General features: G+C 37.7%; 13 protein-coding genes. 6 read left to right on the forward strand and 7 right to left on the reverse strand.

Annotated elements, in window-relative coordinates:
- Nucleotides 1-71: 71 nt before the first annotated feature.
- Entirely contained in the window at nucleotides 72-548 is a 477-nt protein-coding gene (locus JR347_RS11460; RefSeq protein ID WP_205720745.1) for an Lrp/AsnC ligand binding domain-containing protein, read from the reverse strand.
- A 376-nt stretch (nucleotides 549-924) separates the two neighbouring features.
- Between JR347_RS11460 and JR347_RS11465 the strand changes: the two genes are divergently transcribed.
- Nucleotides 925-2,598, forward strand: coding sequence for an AMP-binding protein (locus tag JR347_RS11465; RefSeq protein WP_205720746.1), 1,674 nt, complete (start codon nucleotides 925-927; stop codon nucleotides 2,596-2,598).
- A gap of 20 nt (nucleotides 2,599-2,618) precedes the next feature.
- Nucleotides 2,619-4,193: an ArnT family glycosyltransferase gene (locus JR347_RS11470; RefSeq protein WP_205720747.1), complete on the forward strand. Its 1,575-nt coding sequence runs from the start codon at nucleotides 2,619-2,621 to the stop codon at nucleotides 4,191-4,193.
- Here JR347_RS11470 and JR347_RS11475 read toward each other — a convergent pair.
- The 6 genes from JR347_RS11475 to JR347_RS11500 all read right to left on the reverse strand — a co-directional run bounded on the left by JR347_RS11475 (nucleotide 4,190) and on the right by JR347_RS11500 (nucleotide 12,753).
- The gene (locus JR347_RS11475; RefSeq protein ID WP_205720748.1) at nucleotides 4,190-4,939 is read right to left on the reverse strand and encodes a transporter; all 750 of its coding nucleotides are present in this window, start codon (nucleotides 4,937-4,939) and stop codon (nucleotides 4,190-4,192) included. The genes JR347_RS11470 and JR347_RS11475 overlap by 4 nt on opposite strands.
- Before the next feature lie 43 nt (nucleotides 4,940-4,982).
- Nucleotides 4,983-6,173, reverse strand: coding sequence for an alpha/beta hydrolase-fold protein (locus JR347_RS11480; protein WP_205720749.1), 1,191 nt, complete (start codon nucleotides 6,171-6,173; stop codon nucleotides 4,983-4,985).
- Nucleotides 6,163-7,686: an MFS transporter gene (locus JR347_RS11485; protein ID WP_205720750.1), complete on the reverse strand. Its 1,524-nt coding sequence runs from the start codon at nucleotides 7,684-7,686 to the stop codon at nucleotides 6,163-6,165. The genes JR347_RS11480 and JR347_RS11485 overlap by 11 nt, the downstream gene beginning before the upstream one ends.
- Before the next feature lie 26 nt (nucleotides 7,687-7,712).
- The gene (locus JR347_RS11490) at nucleotides 7,713-9,077 is read right to left on the reverse strand and encodes an alpha-amylase family glycosyl hydrolase (RefSeq protein ID WP_205720751.1); all 1,365 of its coding nucleotides are present in this window, start codon (nucleotides 9,075-9,077) and stop codon (nucleotides 7,713-7,715) included.
- A 37-nt stretch (nucleotides 9,078-9,114) separates the two neighbouring features.
- Entirely contained in the window at nucleotides 9,115-11,541 is a 2,427-nt protein-coding gene (locus tag JR347_RS11495; RefSeq protein ID WP_205720752.1) for a glycoside hydrolase family 31 protein, read from the reverse strand.
- 180 nt (nucleotides 11,542-11,721) lie between these two features.
- Nucleotides 11,722-12,753, reverse strand: coding sequence for a LacI family DNA-binding transcriptional regulator (locus tag JR347_RS11500; protein ID WP_205720753.1), 1,032 nt, complete (start codon nucleotides 12,751-12,753; stop codon nucleotides 11,722-11,724).
- 442 nt (nucleotides 12,754-13,195) lie between these two features.
- Between JR347_RS11500 and JR347_RS11505 the strand changes: the two genes are divergently transcribed.
- The 4 genes from JR347_RS11505 to JR347_RS11520 are packed head-to-tail and all read left to right on the forward strand — an operon-like array spanning nucleotide 13,196 to nucleotide 18,952.
- On the forward strand, nucleotides 13,196-16,207 hold the full coding sequence (locus tag JR347_RS11505; RefSeq protein WP_205720754.1) for a SusC/RagA family TonB-linked outer membrane protein: 3,012 nt from the start codon (nucleotides 13,196-13,198) through the stop codon (nucleotides 16,205-16,207).
- A 13-nt stretch (nucleotides 16,208-16,220) separates the two neighbouring features.
- On the forward strand, nucleotides 16,221-17,597 hold the full coding sequence (locus JR347_RS11510) for a RagB/SusD family nutrient uptake outer membrane protein (RefSeq protein ID WP_205720755.1): 1,377 nt from the start codon (nucleotides 16,221-16,223) through the stop codon (nucleotides 17,595-17,597).
- Between the two features lie 19 nt (nucleotides 17,598-17,616).
- Complete coding sequence (locus JR347_RS11515) at nucleotides 17,617-18,129, forward strand: DUF5004 domain-containing protein (RefSeq protein WP_205720756.1); 513 nt, start codon at nucleotides 17,617-17,619, stop codon at nucleotides 18,127-18,129.
- Nucleotide 18,130: 1 nt separating this feature from the next.
- The gene (locus JR347_RS11520) at nucleotides 18,131-18,952 is read left to right on the forward strand and encodes a DUF4961 domain-containing protein (protein WP_205720757.1); all 822 of its coding nucleotides are present in this window, start codon (nucleotides 18,131-18,133) and stop codon (nucleotides 18,950-18,952) included.
- The last annotated feature ends 5 nt before the right edge of the window (nucleotides 18,953-18,957 follow it).

Below are 18,957 nucleotides of genomic sequence, written 5' to 3' on the forward strand. Positions count from 1 at the left end.
AACAAAAACTATGGAAGGATGTTCCCCAATTTGGATTTTTTAGATAGAAATGTCTTATGGAAGCATATGTTTTACTTATGAGCCTGAGTAATAGGAATAGGCCTGTTAATGCTTTCTTCTAGTGAAATCATTGTTTCTGTCCTTGTTATTCCATCTACACGCTGAATTTTATCATGTAATAAGTCTTTTAGATGCTGAGTGTCTCTGCAATTGATTTTAGCAAACATGCTATAGTTGCCAGTAGTATAATGCACATTGGTTATCTCTGGTATGGCTTTTAGTTGATTGATAACATCATCATAAAGCGCACTTTTAGCCAGAAAAATACCGATGAAGGCAGTGATATCGTATCCTAACTTGGTATTGTCAATTTCAAGTGTGGTGCCTGTTACAATACCTGCTTCCTCCATTTTGCGCATTCTAACATGCACAGTACCACCTGAAACAAATACCTGCTTAGCTACTTCGGTATAAGGTTTTTTAGCATTCTTCATGAGAATATCTAAAATCTGAAGATCCACATTGTCAATTTCTAAATTTTGAGGCATATCTGATATGTAATTTTATAATTATTGAAATAAAAATAGCTATATATTAAATAGTATGTAAATATTCTATTCAAAATGTATTAAAATTTTAATAAAAGACTCGTATGGCTATATTTGAAGTGTCAGAAGGACATACACTGTAGGGTGTTGAAACAGGCAGACAAGCCCTCCGGTCTCGAGGGTGAAGAGTTCAGGATAAATCCGCCACCCGGCTGGACTAACTGCTTCGTGGAGGTTCGAATCCTTCTCCTACAGCTCTCATTATTGTAAGTTTAATTGTTGCTCAAAAAGCGGTTCTAATAGAACCGCTTTTTTTATTTGTTGAGATGGGTGATTAGTAATATCTTTAACCATTTGAATTAAAACGTTTGAACTGATGAGTGATAAAGTTTGGTTAAAGAGCTATCCCAAGGGACTTCCTTCCGAAATAGATGCCTTAAAGCATAATTCTTTAGTAGAGATGTTTGAAGAGGCATTTGATAACTATAGATCCCAAGTGGCTTTTGAAAATATGGGAAAATCCCTGACCTATGATGAGGTGGATAAGTTGTCAATGCAATTTGCCGCATATCTTCAAAAAGAATGTGGGCTGAAGAAAGGGGATACGTTAGCCATACAAATGCCAAACTGTCTTCAATATCCTGTGGTATTAATGGGTGGACTGAGAGCAGGCTTGAAAATCGTAAATACAAATCCATTGTATACGGCCAGAGAAATGGAGCATCAATTCAAAGATGCGGAGGCTAAAGCCATTGTTATAGTTGAGAACTTCGCATATAACTTGGAGAAAATCATTTCCAACACCCAAATTGAGCATGTAATTACAACTGGTCTTGGTGATTTGCTTGGCGGACTTAAAGGTGGAATTGTAAATTTTGTTGTCAAGTATATCAAAGGAATGGTTCCTAAGTTTAACTTACCTAAAGCCGTTTCTATTAAGACTGCGCTGGCTAAGGGCGCTAAACTTTCGTTAGATAAACCAGCAATTTCACAGGAAGACTGTGCTTTTTTACAGTATACCGGAGGTACTACCGGTGTTTCGAAAGGGGCAATGCTTTCGCATAGAAATGTGCTTTCGCACACAGAACAGATCATTTGGTGGTTTAACCCGCTTTTAGAAGAAGGTAAAACGGAAGTAATGGTTACAGCCATTCCTCTTTATCATATTTTCGCGCTGACTGTGAACGGTATTTTTATGTTCAAAATAGGGGCTAAAAATATCTTAATTACAAACCCACGAGACATGAAAGCCTTCCTGGGTGAGTTGAAGAAACAGAAATTCACTCTGATGACCGGTGTGAATACACTTTTCAATGGGATGCTTAATCAGCCTGACTTTGAAAAAATTGACTTCTCTGCTTTGAAAGCTACTATTGGTGGAGGTATGGCTGTGCAGGATTTTGTTGCCGAGAAATGGCAGAAAGTTACAGGCACACCATTATGCGAAGGGTACGGGCTAAGTGAAACGTCTCCTGTATTATCATGTAATCCATTAGATGGTACACATAAGAGAGGCACTATTGGTTTACCTACGCCAAGTACAGATATGGCCATTTTTGACGAAAATGGTAATCAATTGCCTCAAGGGGAAATTGGTGAAATTTGCGCCAGAGGGCCACAAGTAATGAGTGGCTATTTAAATAAAGATAACTCTCAGGTATTCTTTGAAGGTGGCTGGTTTAGAACTGGTGATATGGGTATGATGGATGAGCAGGGCTTCTTTAAGATTGTGGATCGCAAGAAAGACATGATTAACGTATCTGGCTTTAATGTTTATCCGAATGAAGTGGAAAATGTTATTGCTAATCATGAAAAAGTATTGGAAGTAGCTGCTATAGGTGTACCAGATGATAAATCAACAGAAGCGGTGAAAGTATTTATTGTGAAGAGTGATCAGTCATTAACGAAAGAAGAGGTAGATGCCTATTGTGACGAAAATCTTACTGGCTATAAAAGACCAAAGTATATTGAATTTCGTGATGAACTGCCGAAATCTAATGTGGGTAAAATTATAAGGCGAGAGTTAAGAGACGCAGAAGAAGCCAAGTAATAGAATAAACAACTTTATTAGTGACCATCAACCAAAGAGTTCAGGAGTATTACGCTCAGTACCCTTTTAAAACTATTTTAATAGTAGCTGTAATTGCGAGGCTGCTTGCAGCTCTTTTTTCTGAGGGTTATGCCTTTCATGATGATCATTTTGATGTAACTCGTGTTGCCCAGAGTTGGGCTAATGGCATTCCGCATTGGTTGGAAACTGGTATTCCGCCAAAACACAGCATGTTTTATGCAGGTATTAATGCAGGATTTATTTGGGTGGTAGAGCTTTTTGGAGCTTCCGATCCTTATGTAAAAACCACCTTCTTAAGAATTATTCATGCGCTTTACTCTGTACTGATTGTCGTTTTCGGTTACAGACTTGCTCTCTTACTATCCGATGAAAAGAAGGCTAAACTAGTGGGGTGGATCCTTGCTCTACTATGGTTTTTCCCATTTATGGGCGTACGATTTTTAGTAGAAATGGTGTGTATTCCGCCAATAATGATAGGATTTTATTATTTGATTAAGAATTTGAGGCAGGAAATCAGAAGTACGGTACCATGGGTTTTAGCCGGGCTATTATTTGGGCTGGCATTTGCGTTTAGGTATCACACTATATTATTTGCCGGTGGTCTTGGGCTTGTGTTGCTGTACCGTAAAGAGTGGACAGGCAGCGTTTTATTTACTTTAGGCTATTTAATAGCAGCATTCCTCACCGTTGGGATGATAGATATTATATTTTTTGATTACCCATTTCATTCCATCGTTGAGTACTTCGCATACAACAGTTCTAATGCTAATAATTTCATTTCTGGGTCCCCATTCAAGTTTACCCTTACCACATTTGGGTTTTTAATACCGCCTATCAGTGTTTTTCTAATGATAGGGTTCATTAGATCATATAAAGTTGAACCACTCATATTTGTTGCAGTGCTGGTTTTCTTTGTGTTTCATTCTGCCTTTCCCAATCAGCAAGAGCGATTTATTCTTCCAATGTTCCCATTACTTGTTGTTATGGGTACAATCGGTTGGAAAAGCTGGGCCGACAGCTCTGATTTTTGGAGTAAGTATAAGATTATTCCATCCATATCATGGAAGTTTTTCTGGACTGTGAATATCATTGGCGGTCTATTTATGTCCTTTACATTCTCAAAAAAAGATAGGGTAGCTCCATTGCACTACTTGTCACAAAAACAGGATGTTGAAGCTGTGTTGATTGAAAATGAAAAGAGTGTTAAACAGCCACCAGTTTATTATTTGGGCGAGAATTCTTCTGATTACAATGAATGGGACAAGGGCATTCTAGGTTTAACCAAAGAAGAAAAACTGGCCGATGACCACAAAGTGGTGTTCAGTTTTGATCCAAGAAAGACTAAAGGTGAACTTCTTGATGAGTTTTCTGATGCTCAAAAAAGGCCTAATTATGTTATTTTTCAGGGTGTGAAAGAACTGGAAGCCAGAAAAGACATGGTGAAAAGCATATTTTCAGGTAAACAGCTAACTTTTGAAAAGGAGATTAAGCCATCAGCTTTAGATCGGCTATTACACTTTTTTAACCCAAGAATTCACAGGGATCAGACAGCCAACATTTACAAGATTAACTAGTTGATTTTGTAGCCGAAGCCAAATCCAAAAATGGTCGAATCTGCATTGTCATCTATGTTAAAGCCATAGATAGCATCTATCTGTAATTTGTTGCTAACCAAATAAGTAAACCCAAAATCCAGATTCTGTGCAGCATCGCTAGTGTCAGATTCACCAAAACCATACAGTTCAACAAATGAACCTAATTTATCTGTAATAGGGTAGCCTAAAACAGTGGTATAGGCCAGAGCTGAATTATCATTATCCAAGAAATCATAACCTATTGAATTTGTCCAGGTTAGTTTATTGAATTGATACTCAAAAAGAAGCCTGAAGTTATAATTCAAGTCTTCCACCTGAAAGGCTTCTTCACCGGTATCAGAGAAGGTAAAAGCAGTTGTAACTGATGCTTTTGGGATGATACCATCTTGTTCAATAAGAAAGAATTTTGGACTAAATGTGATGGGGGTTAGGCCACTGATGTTGTCCTGTCCGGGAGAATCGAGAACACCATAGTTGGTTAATAGTCTTAACTCAACCCTATCTGTCAAACCATACTTAAACGAGAAATTTGGTATCGTGCTAAATGTCACTTCAGAAGTTCCAAAATCTGTGGTTGAATTGAGATAGCCCACTTCCACTTGCATGGTTCCTTTGTTTAGAACATTTACCGCATCAGTTACATTAGGGCGGTCAGTGAAAATGGTTTCTTGCGCTTGAACAGAAATGAAAAGAACGCATAATAGCAGAGTTAATAGAATTCGCATAGTTTGAACTAACTAAAAAAAACAATTAACTCAAAGAACTTTGTTAATTACTGAGGAGATAGATTAATTGATCGTCAAGAGTGTTTCTCCAGCTTCCCCAGCTGTGTCCTTCATTTACTTCGATGTACTGTAAGGAATCTAAATGAGTCAGATAAATCTCTTTCATCTTAAGAGCAGCCGCCTGAGTGTCATTAAATACACCTGTTGAAATACTCACTTTTAGTGGCCATACTTTACTATTATTTACCGATTTATAAATTGCTGGCCGATACCGGTACGCAGGAGATTGAATAAGTAAATTGGCAAAAAGTTCCGGGGCTTTAGCGGCAATAAAGGAAGCATTTAGGCCGCCCATTGAAGTGCCCATAATAGTTCTATGGGCTCTGTCTTTAGCGGTTTTGTATGTAGAATCAATTTGTGGTACTAATTCCTGTGTAACAAAACTTAAAAACTTTTCATTGAGATTATATTCATCCATACGCCTGTTATGTTGCGGATTTGACGGATCACGCGGATCAATGAAAACGACTATGACTGGTTCAATCTTCTTTTGTTCAATCAAATTATCAAGGATTTCTACCATGGCTCCCAGTTGTGGGTGGGTATATTCATTACCATCAGTACAATAGATAGTGGGCAAAGCGTTGATCTTGCTGTAGTTGTCAGGAAAGTAAACTTTGTAATTAACATCATAACCCAAAGACTCACTTGGAAGAGTTGTCCAGTTGGTTAGTTGGCCTTTTGACCTGGCAGTATCTTCTGTCCACTGCGAAGGCTTGCTTTCAGGCATTCTTAGTTCAGAATTTGGAGATAAACCTCCAATACCTGCCATTTGAATTGCCTCATTGGCCGGATCTAAAATCCAATGACCATCAACTACAATTTTATAATCAAATCTGGCGTCAGCAGGAAAACTGGTTTTCAATTCCCAAAAATTAGAATTTCCTATGCGAGAACCTTTATTGTCAAATCTAGTATCACTTCCCCAGCCATTAAAATCACCATTCCAGCTTACTGAGTTTGCTTTTCCGTGATAAATAAATGCTACTGAATCTCCCCATATATAAGGCTGTTTACCTTGTGCAATAGAATCCCAAACCTGAGCAGCAACTGACTCATTGTTATTCTTGATGGCTGACTCCAGTTGGTATAGCAGGTTGTTTTCTTTTTGTTGAGCATCAACACCTTTAGAAAACAAGGTTAAGATTAAACAGAATACTATTCTAAGCTGCATTTTGTTCTATATGAACCTCATCTTTATCATCCACTAGCAAGCTTAAAAATCCTGCGAATATCATTGAAGAACCACCAATAATTAGTGCAAAGATGGACTGGTTTTCAAAGAATGTAGTTAATAAGAAGCCAAGAATACTGGCAGCTACAATTTGTGGAATAACGATAAAGAAGTTGAATATGCCCATGTAATAACCCATTTTCTCAGATGGAATAGATGATGATAGCATGGCATAAGGCACTGACAAGATACTTGCCCAGGCAATACCTACACCCAACATGGAAATTATTAATAGGGTAGGATCCTGAATAAAATAGAACGATAATAATCCTGATCCACCTACAACCAATGAAATCATATGTGTAACTCTTCTACTGGTGTACCTAGCTAATATTGGAAGAAGCAGAGCGGCCAGGGCAGATGTTCCATTATAAATTCCAAATAATATTCCCACATAGTCAGCACCGTCATTATACAAGGTAGATACAGTATCCGTGGCTTTATAAATATGACTTGTTACTGCAGAAGTTGTATATATCCACATAGCAAATAGAGCAAACCAGGAAAAGAATTGCACAAATGCCAATTGTATCATTGTTTTTGGCATGTTTTGAAAGTCTCTTACAATCTGTACAAAGCCATTTCTATATTTATCCTTATACATGAAAAGCGCAGAAACAGTATAGGCAAGACCAAAAATTCCAAGAATACCACACAAAACGAATAACTTCTTATCTAACTGCGCAAAATAAAACCAGTAGCCTATGGCTGCAGTTAGAATCAGAATTCCGATACCAATTGAAAGGTACGTACTGGGTGGGTATTTAATGATAATTGGTTGATTGAACAGGTCATCTTCCTCTTCCTCGGGTGGATATTCCTTTGTTGAAAAAACTGTCCACATAACCGCTAAAAAGAAGGCAGCAGCACCCACATAGAATGACCACTTAACGGAAGGAGGAATTTCGCCATGAGGAGCTGTGTTACTCAAACCTATGAGGTTGGTAAAAATCCATGGTAAGAAAGATGCTACAACGGCACCAATTCCAATAAAGAAGCTTTGCATGGCAAAACCTTTGGTACGCTGATCAGGTGGCAACATATCGCCCACAAAAGCTCTAAAAGGTTCCATTGAAATATTGATGGAAGCATCCATTAACCAGAGTGTGCCTGCCGCCATCCAGAGGACAGATGAGTTGGGCATGATGATTAAAGCAATAGAGGCAAGAACGGCACCAACAGCAAAGAATGGCCTTCTTCGTCCCCATTTTGGGTGCCATGTTCTATCACTGTAATAACCAATAAGCGGCTGGACTAATAAGCCTGTAACCGGAGCTGCTAACCAAAGAATGGCTAAATTGCCTTCATCAGCGCCTAGCGTTTCGAAAATACGGCTTACATTGGCATTTTGTAAGGCAAATCCGAATTGGATACCTAGAAACCCAAAGCTCATATTCCATATCTGCCAAAAGTTTAGTCTGGGCTTTTCTGAATTTATTGATATTTCACTCATCGTATTTTAAATAGCTTTCGCACTTATTATTTCAACACTAGTACCAGGTATTCATAGGCATTGAGTTCTGTGCTTTTGTCTTCATTTAAGATCACACTTTTACCCGTCATCCAATCGTTAAGCTCACTATTATTGGCTATTGATTGTAGATGAATGGATTGTTTCTCACCTGATAAATTTACTATCACTGCAACTTTGTTACCTTGATATTCACGAATAAAACTCGAGACATTATTATTGCCGTCATCAATAAATTCAGGGTTGCCTCCCCATTGTCCATTATGCAATGCAGCATTGGTATGTTTTAGCTCGAGCAGTTTCGTGTAGAATTTTTCGTAAGGAATGCTGTCAAATGAAATAGTGTCTTTATCAAAGAATCTCAGACGTTTACTCAAGCCGGCTTCTTGCCCACTATAAATCAAAGGCATACCACGCACTGTGAAGGCCCACACTGCCCATGCTAAGTGTCCTTCTCCAAAACGCTCGAATACTGTTCCATTCCATGAATTTTCATCATGATTAGTTGTAAACATCATTCTAAAATCGTTATTGCCATATCTTTCAATATCGCCTTTTATTAATGATTCTAATGAATCTACATCTATATGACCTTTGGCTGTTTCATTCATCCAGTGGTGCGGCCCCCAGGCGTAAGTCATGTGGAATCCCGCCTCATGCAGCCAGGGCTCATCCCACTCGGCAAGCATAAAAATATCCTTAGTTTGTTCGAGAGAATCGATAGCTGCTGTCCAAAAATCTTGTGGTACCTCACCAGCAACATCGCATCTAAAACCATCAATATCCATTTCAGTCAGCCACCAATCCATTTCGGTAATCATTTCTTGCCTCATTTCCTGATTATCGTAATTCAAGTCAGCCACATCCGTCCAGTCGGTGCCTGCAGGCCAGGTAACATTACCCAGCGAATCGGTATTATGATAACCTTCTTTTTCAACCCAGGCATGATCGAAGCCTGTGTGATTAGCTACCCAATCTAATATTACATACATGCCCATTTTGTGGGCTTCATCTACCATATCCTTAAAATCAGCCTCTGTACCAAAGTTTGGGTTAACGGCAGTGTAATCCTGAATGGAATAGTAACTACCAAGAGGACCTTTTCGATTTTTCTCGCTAATAGGCTGGACAGGCATAATCCAAAGAATATCAACCCCCATTTCTTTAAGCCTCGGTAAGTGAGATTGAAATGCTTTGATTGTACCTTCTTTAGTATACTGTCGTACATTCACCTCATAGATGTTCATCCCCTTGGCCTTTTCTGGAAATTTTAGGGTACTTTCTTCGGTAGTAACTTCTTCAGTTGACTTTTTTGGCTCACACCCGAAGACTATAGCAGTTAGTAACGCTGCTACAAGGATTTTGTGTTTCATTGTTAATGTTTTGAAAGTAAAAAAATAGCTGATATCTCTACCAGCTAATAACTATTTCCGAACCTAAATTTTTTGTTTTAATTGTAGCGATTTGTTCAATTTTTAACCCATCGCAAACTTCACTATCAATAGGGTCAAAGTTTGAAATAGGGTTTGTAAATCGGTAGGAGTGATGTTCAGCATTTACTCCTGACTTATTAATGGTGCATTCGTTGATGCCTTTAAAACCATGGAAGCAGATGTGTAGATTTTTAATTTTTGAATCGTAAGCACCATCTACTTCACTAATAATCACTTGATTTTTATCTGCTACGTATTTTATAACTCTTTTGTAGTAGCTTCCTGCTTCATGCGCAAAGCTTTCACCATCATCTTCGTAATAAACGAAAGAGTTGTTCTCTGAACCCTTGTAAATATGAAGTTCTAATACATTGCCTAAATTCTGAGTATTTGTTTTGGCTTGAGGCGTAACAGGAATAATAGCCGAAGCCCTGACATATACAGGTAAATTCTCAATGCCACATTCCGCTATAATTTCGCTATTTCCCTGGTGTTTTTTGTCAGTTAGAAAATCGTACCATTCGCCTTCAGGTAAATAAACTTTTGTCAAATGTTTATTACTTTCTACAGGGGCAACCAATATACTTTGACCAAACAAATACTGATTTTGATATTCGTGGTCATAAACTTTGTTATCAAAAGTGTAGTCAATAGCCAAACTTCTAGATACTGGTAAACCGGTTTGTGTAGCCTCATAAAATGAAGAGTACAGATAAGGCATTAACTTGTATCTGAGTGTGATGTAATTCTTAGAAATTTCTTCCACTTGTTCTCCGTAAGACCACGGCTCTGAATCCCTGCTGTTGATCATGGAATGACCTCTAAAGAAAGGGGAGAAGGCACCAATTTGAACCCATCTCGCAAATAATGCTTCATTTGCATTACCCACAAACCCACCTACATCGTACCCGGCAAAGGCAATTCCAGCAAGTCCCATGCTATTCACCAATCGTACACCAACCAACATATGTTCATCGTTGGCTACGTTATCGCCTGTCCAAACGGCAGCATATCTTTGTATACCTGAAAAGCCTGCCCTTGTCAGGTTAAAAGGTCTTAATCCATTAAGGTTGTTTTTCGTGCCTTCATAAGTAGCTCTACTCATTTGAAAGCCATAGATATTTCTCCCTTTTCGAGCAGTGGCTTTATCACCTTGAAAATCAAACTCAATAAGTTCGGGTAACATCTGACCCCAGGTGGCTATTTCATTCATGTCGTTCCAGAAACCATCCACTCCAATTTCTGTGTAAGACTTCAGTTGCTCACCCCACCAGTGCCTTGTTTTATCTTTTGTAAAATCCGGGAAATGGCACAATCCAGGCCAAACGGAACCTGAATAGTTAGAACCATCAGGATATTTTATGAAAACATCGTTTTCGATACCACTTTGATATGCCTCATAACCCTCTTCAATTTTAATTCCGGGATCGCACATTACCACCACATGGAAGCCTAAAGACTTTAAATGGCCAACCAGCGCCTTTGGATTTGGGAATTTTTCACCATCCCAGGTAAATATTTTGTACTTCTCCATGTAATGGATGTCCAAAACAATAACATCAGCTGGAATTTCTTTGTCGCGAAACGTCTCGGCCAATCTGGATACTTGCTTATCAGGATAATAGCTGTACCGGCACTGCTGATAACCTATACTCCAGATAGGAGGAAGTGGCATAAACCCGGTTAATTCTGAATAAGATTTTAATATTCCTTGTACGTTATCATTATAAATGAAGTAGTAGCACATGTCACCAGAATCAACTGAAAAGCTGCTGAAACGGTCATTAGATGCCCCGAAATTGAAATGAGACTTGTGCGAGTTATCCAGATATACCCCATACGAAAGACCGTTATGAAGGCCTATGTAAAATGGAGTGGAGCAATACAATGGATCACTTTCAGGGCCGTAGCCAAAATGATCTGTATTCCAGTGCTGATAACCTGACCCTCTTCTATCTAAAGGACCGGTTTTTTCTCCTAATCCTATGAAGCGTTCACCATTTTGTAATTTTTTATAGGTAGTTATTTGCTCACCTATTGAAGCTGTCCCAAAAGCTTGATCATCCTCATTAATTACTTTTCCATCAGAAGTTTTAAATGTTAACCTGAAAGGAGATTTGTTAATAGTTAGAACGATTTTAGATGTGTGTAATTCAATGCAACCGTTTTCATCACTAATTGTGAGTTCACGGTTCAATGGACTTTGAATAACACTGTACGGATTATGATCCCAATGACCATCAAAGCTTATATGCGTTTTAATTACGCTATCACTATATACAGATATGTTGACAAAGGCATTGTCAAGCACACATTCTAACAAGCCTTCAGAGGTCTTATATTCTTTTAAATTCCCGAGAGAATTATTGGTTTTATTTCGAGTGGAAATAGGTGTATCTATCATCACAATTTAATCTGAATTTCGCCAATTCTGCACGAATTTTTCATGCAAACGATTATCAAATTAGTGATAATATTGTTTAAAAATGTAGCTTAAATGAATAAAAAATGCCGCAAACGATTGCGTTTTCGATTGAAATTGAAAGTCAGTTATTGGACTGACTATAGACTTTTGTAAAATTTTCTATTTTGGTACTGAAGAACCTCTTATCACAAGATTAGTTTTCAACTCCACTGTTTCAGGTTCAATTACTTCATCGTTTTTGGCTTCAATTTGTTTGATCAAAAGTCGGGCAGCCTCTTGACCCATTTCAAACCCTGGTTGGTTCACAGTGGTCATTGGTGGTTCTGTCAAAGAAGTGAATCGCCAGTTACTAAATCCAACAATACCAAAGTCTTTAGGTATCTTCAATCCTTTTTCCTTTGCCGCCATCATAGCACCTAAAGCAGCAATATCATTGATAGCAAACAAACTATCAGGGGGATTGGGCCCTGAAAGAAGTTGTTCTGTTAATTTCTTGGCTGATTGCTCATCTTCAGAAGCTTTATCTCTCATTACCAGTTTTTCGTCATAGGGGATATTATGTTTTGCTAAAGCTGCTTTATAACCTTCCAAGCGTACTTCACTTATAGTTAAGCTTTTAGGACCTGAAAGGTGTGCGATGCGTTTGTACCCTTGGTTAATAAGATGTTCTGTTGCTTCAAAACTTCCTCCAAAATCATCCACCACTACTTTACTGCAATTAATGGCATCGGTTACGCGATCGAAGAACACCATAGGTACTCCTCTATCGAATAAGCTTTTTAAGTGGTCGAACTGTGTAGTTTCTCTTGATAAAGAAATAAGCATGCCATCAACCCGATTATTAAAGAGTGCCTTTGAATCCATCACTTCACGGTCGTACGACTCATTCGATTGTGAGACGATAACGCTATATCCGGCATCATAGGCAATGTCTTCAATGCCACTGATTACGGTTGAAAAGAAGAAGTGAATAATCTCAGGAATAATAACACCAATAGTATTGGTTTTCTGCTGTCTTAAGCTAAGCGCTATTGAATTGGGAGTGTAGTTGAGTTTTTCCGCCAGTTCGGTTACTGCTTTCTTTGTCTCGATACTTATGTCAGGATGATCTTTAAGTGCTCTTGATACTGTGGAGGGTGAAATACCTAGTTCTCTTGCAATATCTTTAATCGTAACCTGAACGCTTCTCATTTCTAATCTTTAAAACTGTTTATTGACTTGCCAATATAAGCAAACAGGAGGTGTATTGTTTAATAGGATTAGCAAAATTTTGGATCGATGCAATTTGTTTCAAATTCTTCTAAATATTAAAAAAGTGCAATTATTCATTTGTTAACAAAATATTACCTGATTTTTGAATCACTCTTAATCTTTTGTTTAATACAATTTTATCGCAAACGATTGCGGTCTCGATTTCGATAAACAATCTGAATAAAAAGCCCCTAAAACTTGTTTAAATCCGCTTTTTTGTGAATATTAGATAGTATGCAAACAGTAAAAAACAGACAAAAACTCTTCATATTTACCTCTGATGATCAATGCAATCGTTTGTGTAGATATTACGGGTTGAGCTTTTGTTTTTTATCTGCAGCGTACCTAAATCTTAAAATATTAATATATTAACCTACATCTTATGAAGTATAGTTTACTTTTTATTGTGCTTTTCTGTCTCTCAACAGTCACAGTTAGGGCACAAGAAATCAAAGTTTCCGGTCAGGTGACGGAAACGGGAAGTGGAGGATTACCAGGCGTTAACGTTTTGGTAAAAGGATCCACTCAGGGAACAGTAACAGATATCGATGGAAATTACACAATCAGTGTTAGCCCAGATGCTACACTGGTTTTTTCATTTATAGGGTATGTTACTGAGGAAATTCAAGTAGGCAATCAGACAAACATTAACGTGGAGCTGGTGCCTGATGTTCAGCAGTTGAGTGAAGTAATTGTCGTTGGGTATGGTACTCAAAGAAAAGTAGACGTAACAGGCTCTATTTCTTCGCTTGGTGCGAGTGAAATAGAAAGTAAACCGTTACCAAGTTTTGAGTCTGCACTAACAGGTAAAGCTGCTGGTGTTCAGGTTATTCAAGGTAGTGGTATTGCCGGTTCTGCTATATCTGTCCGTGTAAGAGGTTCAACTTCCATTTCGGGTAGCCCTGAGCCACTTTATGTATTGGACGGTGTTCCAATTACTTCTGGAGATTTAAGTAGAAGTGGTGGTAAGCAGATAGCTTCCAACACAAATGCGTTGGCCAGTTTAAACCCAAATGATATTGAGTCAATCCAAGTGTTAAAGGATGCAGCAGCAGCTGCGATATATGGATCGCGAGCTTCTAATGGTGTTGTTTTAATAACAACCAAAAGAGGTACGTCAGGTAAAGGAAAAGTTGATATAGGTTACTATGCTGGTTTCAACGAGGAGACTGTTCGTCAGGACCTGTTGAATTCTGCAGAATATGTCCAACTGTATCAGGAGGCTTGGGAAAATGATGGAAATGTAGGACCTGCACCGTTACCAGGTGGAATATCTCGAGAAGAAGCTCTTGCTACTGACACTGATTGGCAAGATGAAGTTCTAAGAAAAGGATTCATCCAAAACTTTAATGCCAGTTATAGCAAAGGAACCGATAAATATGGATTGTATGCTAATGGTACTTACAAAGAAGATAACAGTTTCTTAGAAGGAAACACCTTTAAACTACTGAGTGGAAGGGTAAATTTTGATTATAATATAACTAAGGATTTGAAAGTATCTATTGGATTAAATCAGGTTTACAGTACGAATGATCGTGTACCTGTTGGTTTTGCCGGTGGTTTGGGCCGCGCACAAGGATCAGCCTTACCTATTTATCCAATAAGAGAGGCAGATGGTACATTGTGGGATGAAGTTCCTTTTACGAACCCATTACTAGATCTTAGAAACGATTACAGAACTACTGAGCACAGAACTTTTGCTAATGCATCAGTTTCTTATGATTTAGGACAGTTTGTTCCAGGGTTAAGTTTTAAAACTGATTTTGGTATAGACTATTTAGATCAAAATGAAGACCAATTTAGACCGGGCCAAGGTGCGGCATTAGGCAACGGTGATAGTAGAGATGTATTTGTGAAAAACTATACAACCAATAATACTCTTACTTACAACAGAATTTTAAATACCGATCACAATTTTACATTCCTATTAGGTCAGAGTTACAATTACTCAAGAACTGACACGAAAGGTTTTAATGTAAATAACCTCGAAGGCAAGATAGACGGTAGGACTAAAGATGAATTTGACCCTGCATCAGTTACTGATTTTGGAAGAGATCTTCAGGAATTTAGCTTCTTGTCATATTTCGCAAGAGTTAACTACAAATTCAGAGATAAATATTTATTCGCGGCAACCATGAGAGCTGATGCTTCATCAAGGTTTGGAGAGAACAACTTATGGGGATATTTCCCATCAGTTTCAGCTGGTTGGATTATCTCAGAAGAAGATTTTCTTGCTAATAATGAAATCTTAAGTTTCTTAAAGTTGAGAACTGCTTATGGTGTTACGGGTAACGCAGAAATTGGGAATTATGAAGAATATGGTTTGTTCATCACTAATGCCAACTACAACAATAATCAGAACTTAATAAGAGGAATTGCGCCACAAAGACTTGATAACCCTGACTTGCAGTGGGAAGAGACAACCACGTTTGATGTAGGGTTAGAATATGGTTTATTTGGAGATAGAATTTATGGTACACTTGGTTACTACATTAAAAATGCTGATAACCTTGTCTTTAATGCCAATGTTCCTTCTTCTTCAGGATTCACCAATGTTCTACAAAATGCATTGGAAGTTGAGGTGAAAGGATTTGAGTTAAGTTTAACGTCAAGAAACTTAGTTGGAGACTTTAAATGGACAACTGATCTTAATTTCACGACAATAGATAACACTGTAAAAGACCTTTCTGGGCTACCACCGCAGGCTTTTGATTCAGGTGATGGTGGTGAAATTAGACTATTTGAAGGGGAGGATTTTGCGACATTTTATTTGCAAAGGTATGTCGGTCCAGACCCTAACAATGGTAGAGCAATATATTTAGATATAAACGGTAATCAGACTTATACGCCAGATCAGGTAAATGATGCTGTTAGAGCAGGTTCTCCTTTCCCTGATTTCTTTGGTGGGTTTACAAACACTTTCTCATATAAAAACTTCGATCTAAGCGTGCTATTTAACTTCTCTGTTGGATTCCAAATCTATAATGGCGAGGGACCACAGCAATTAGCGCAAATAGCTGGCTTTAATCAAAGAAGAGAAATACTTGATAGATGGACACCTGATAACAGAGATGCTAAATATCCGGCATTATCACTCAATACACCGTTTATCAACTCTGATTTGTATTTGCAAGATGGAGACTTCTTAAGATTGAAGAATCTACAACTTGGGTACAACTTGCCTAGCGATTTCTTGCAGAAATATAAACTTTCAAGAGCAAGGGTATTTGTTCAGGCTACCAACTTGCTATTGTTCACTGAATATGACCAAGGAGATCCTGAAGTTGTTAGAGATAACCAAAATCCATTGGATAGAAGTTTAAGAGCGAGTGCTACATATTTTACTCCTCCACAAGCTAGAACAATAACTGCAGGTATAAATGTGTCATTCTAAATTGATTATGAAAATGAAGAAAATATTTAACATACTAATACTTGCATTTTTTATTACAAGTATTACTTCATGTGAGCTGGATTTTCAACCAGAAGGCGAAAATACCATACTTACTGATGAAGCTTTTAATAGTATAGAAGATGTAGAACTTGCCCTCATAGGTACATACTCGGTGTTTAGATCGGGCGGTGCTTTAGGTGGCGTAAGTAACTGGATAGGAAGTTTGATGGCAGAAGAAATTGAAACAACGCCAGCAAACTCAACAGGTTTTGATATTTCTCAAATATTAACGCTGAATTTTAATTTTCAGAATACAACAGTTCGAGGAATGTGGAATGAGCTTTATTTAACTATTAATAGAGCTAATAATGTGATTTTGGAGGCCGATAATTTTGCATCTGGTGCTGAAAGAGATCAATTTGTTGGAGAAGCTTTATTTATCAGAGCGTTCTGTCATTTTGAATTGATTAAATATTTTGCCTTTCCTTATGAATTTGGACAGGTAAATGAACAATTAGGTGTTCCTTTAAGAATCACTGCCAGTAGATCAATTTCATCGCAGCCAAGAGCGACAGTTCAAGCTGTATATGATCAAATCATTGAAGATTTAATTAATGCGCAGGGATTAATGACTGCTGATCTAGATGGCCGCGCGACTGCCATGGCAGCGAGGGCATTACTTGCTAAAGTATATTTTCAACAAGGTGATTATGACAATGCATTAATTGAAGCGAATGCTGTTGTTACTCAAGGAGGCTATACATTAAATGCAAGTGTAAATGACTTATGGCAAATTGATCATAGTGATGAGTCTATATTTGAATTTAATAGTATTGTTGCTGATGATGCCGGAGCTGCTATCGTGGGTACTTATTCTCAGGATAATCAAGATCCAAACTTCTATGCGAGTTTTGAATTTGGTGAATTAGCTACATCAAATCCTAATGATACACGTTCTAGCTGGTATAATTTAAGATCAGCAAGTTCTGGTGGAGAGGAAAGATATTATGTGGCTAAATATGATAGAAATGGCCAACCTGTTATCAATTTACCTGTTATTAAATTAGCCGATATTCTTTTAATCAGAGCAGAGTCTTATGCACAAGATAACCAGTTGAACCTTGCAGCAGCTGATTTACAAACTGTGAGAAGGAGAGCTTTTAACGATCCTGCCTTAACGGTGACATTTAGCGGCCAAGCTGATTTAATAGAACAAATAAGAGAGGAGAGAAGGTTGGAAATGGCTTTTGAGTATAGTGATAGATTCCATGAGTTAAAAAGAACTAAGCAAAATATTCAGGGCATACCTTACAATTCGTGTGAGTTGTTATTCAAAATACCTAACTCGGAAGTAAATGGTAATCCTTCCATTCAACAAAACGATTGCTAATTAAATGAATCAAGCGATTATGAAAAATATTATAAAAAATAAATGGACTTATATGCTGGCAATTACTTTGCTTGTTGTAACAGCATGTAGCGATGATATAGAGGATCTTAAGTTGGAGCCTGCTGAAAGTAAAACCGCATTACTTTCTGGTACGTGGGCTTTAACAAGTGTTATACAAACAGATGAAGATGCCGTTAGAAAGGGCTTTCCAGAGTTTGTTTTAAGAGAGGATATAACCTCATTATTTGATTTTACTGATTTGGTTCTAACACTAAATGCAGATGGAACTTATTCGGTAACTGCTGGTAACTCACCAAATATAGTGGGTTCAACTTCAGGTACTTATTCACTTGATAATCAAGAATTCCCCTCTCAAATATTATTTGAAGGTGGCAGAACTATTGATATTGGAACTTATGAAGGCTTATCAGAAGGTGTTCTGACGTTAAAGTTTGTCAGGTATCAAAGAAATAGTGAAGGTGAAATAACAAACGCCTTCCTTAGTTATGAATATAAATTTGAAAGACAGTAACATGAAAAATATAGCAATATTCATATTATTTATAGTGGTGGCATTTAATGCCAGTGCACAGCTTGTTAGGACAAACCCTGCTGTTTTTACGGCTGAGGATGAAGTAACTTTTACAATAGATGCATCTCTTAGTTCGAATGAGAGCTTAGTTGGTTTCAATGGCGATGTATGGGCTTGGGTATTTATTTCGAGTGGTTGTACAGCAAATTGCGATGCTCCATCAAACATAAACCCTGCTGGAGGTCCGGAAACAGATCCTGCGAAAATGACAAGAGACCCTGACAACCCGGATGTTTATTCAATTACATTTGTGCCGACTGAATTTTTCGGAAAATCTCCTGGTGAAATACAACAAATTGGATTTGTACTAAAGAGTGTTGACTGGGGTGACGGTATTCAAACACAGGATTTTACTGTTGATGTAACACCTATTGAATTCGTGCCTAATGAAAATAGATCATTCCCCTCAAAGTTTACTCAGGAAGACATTGTTACAATTTATTTTGATCAGAGTTTGTCTGACGATAATGCTGTAAATGATCTTAATGAAGTATTTGTATTTCCTGTTGCGGACATTAGAAGAGCCAATGGTACATTAGAATCAGATTTCGAAATTGTATCAGAAGATGAGGTAATCAACACACCTAGTCTTCAAATGACTAAAAGAGGGTATAAATTATTTTCGCTAACCATCATACCTGAAAACCTTTTTCAATTAGGCACAGGAGATGAAATTATTTCAATTAAATACAATTATGTAAGTTCTGATGGTTTGAGAAAATCTGCCACCAGACACGAACTGTTTTTGTTATCACTGGATTAAATTAT

Origin of the sequence: Fulvivirga lutea, assembly GCF_017068455.1 — a bacterium.
GTDB classification, from domain to species: Bacteria; Bacteroidota; Bacteroidia; order Cytophagales; family Cyclobacteriaceae; genus Fulvivirga; species Fulvivirga lutea.

Coding starts and splice junctions, on each gene's coding strand:
- JR347_RS11485 (WP_205720750.1), bottom strand. CDS start 7,686: ATGAGTGAAATATCAATAAATTCAGAAAAGCCCAGACTAAACTTTTGG.
- JR347_RS11515 (WP_205720756.1), top strand. CDS start 17,617: ATGAAAAATATTATAAAAAATAAATGGACTTATATGCTGGCAATTACT.
- JR347_RS11460 (WP_205720745.1), bottom strand. CDS start 548: ATGCCTCAAAATTTAGAAATTGACAATGTGGATCTTCAGATTTTAGAT.
- JR347_RS11465 (WP_205720746.1), top strand. CDS start 925: ATGAGTGATAAAGTTTGGTTAAAGAGCTATCCCAAGGGACTTCCTTCC.
- JR347_RS11480 (WP_205720749.1), bottom strand. CDS start 6,173: ATGCAGCTTAGAATAGTATTCTGTTTAATCTTAACCTTGTTTTCTAAA.
- JR347_RS11495 (WP_205720752.1), bottom strand. CDS start 11,541: ATGATAGATACACCTATTTCCACTCGAAATAAAACCAATAATTCTCTC.
- JR347_RS11475 (WP_205720748.1), bottom strand. CDS start 4,939: ATGCGAATTCTATTAACTCTGCTATTATGCGTTCTTTTCATTTCTGTT.
- JR347_RS11505 (WP_205720754.1), top strand. CDS start 13,196: ATGAAGTATAGTTTACTTTTTATTGTGCTTTTCTGTCTCTCAACAGTC.
- JR347_RS11500 (WP_205720753.1), bottom strand. CDS start 12,753: ATGAGAAGCGTTCAGGTTACGATTAAAGATATTGCAAGAGAACTAGGT.
- JR347_RS11510 (WP_205720755.1), top strand. CDS start 16,221: ATGAAGAAAATATTTAACATACTAATACTTGCATTTTTTATTACAAGT.
- JR347_RS11490 (WP_205720751.1), bottom strand. CDS start 9,077: ATGAAACACAAAATCCTTGTAGCAGCGTTACTAACTGCTATAGTCTTC.
- JR347_RS11520 (WP_205720757.1), top strand. CDS start 18,131: ATGAAAAATATAGCAATATTCATATTATTTATAGTGGTGGCATTTAAT.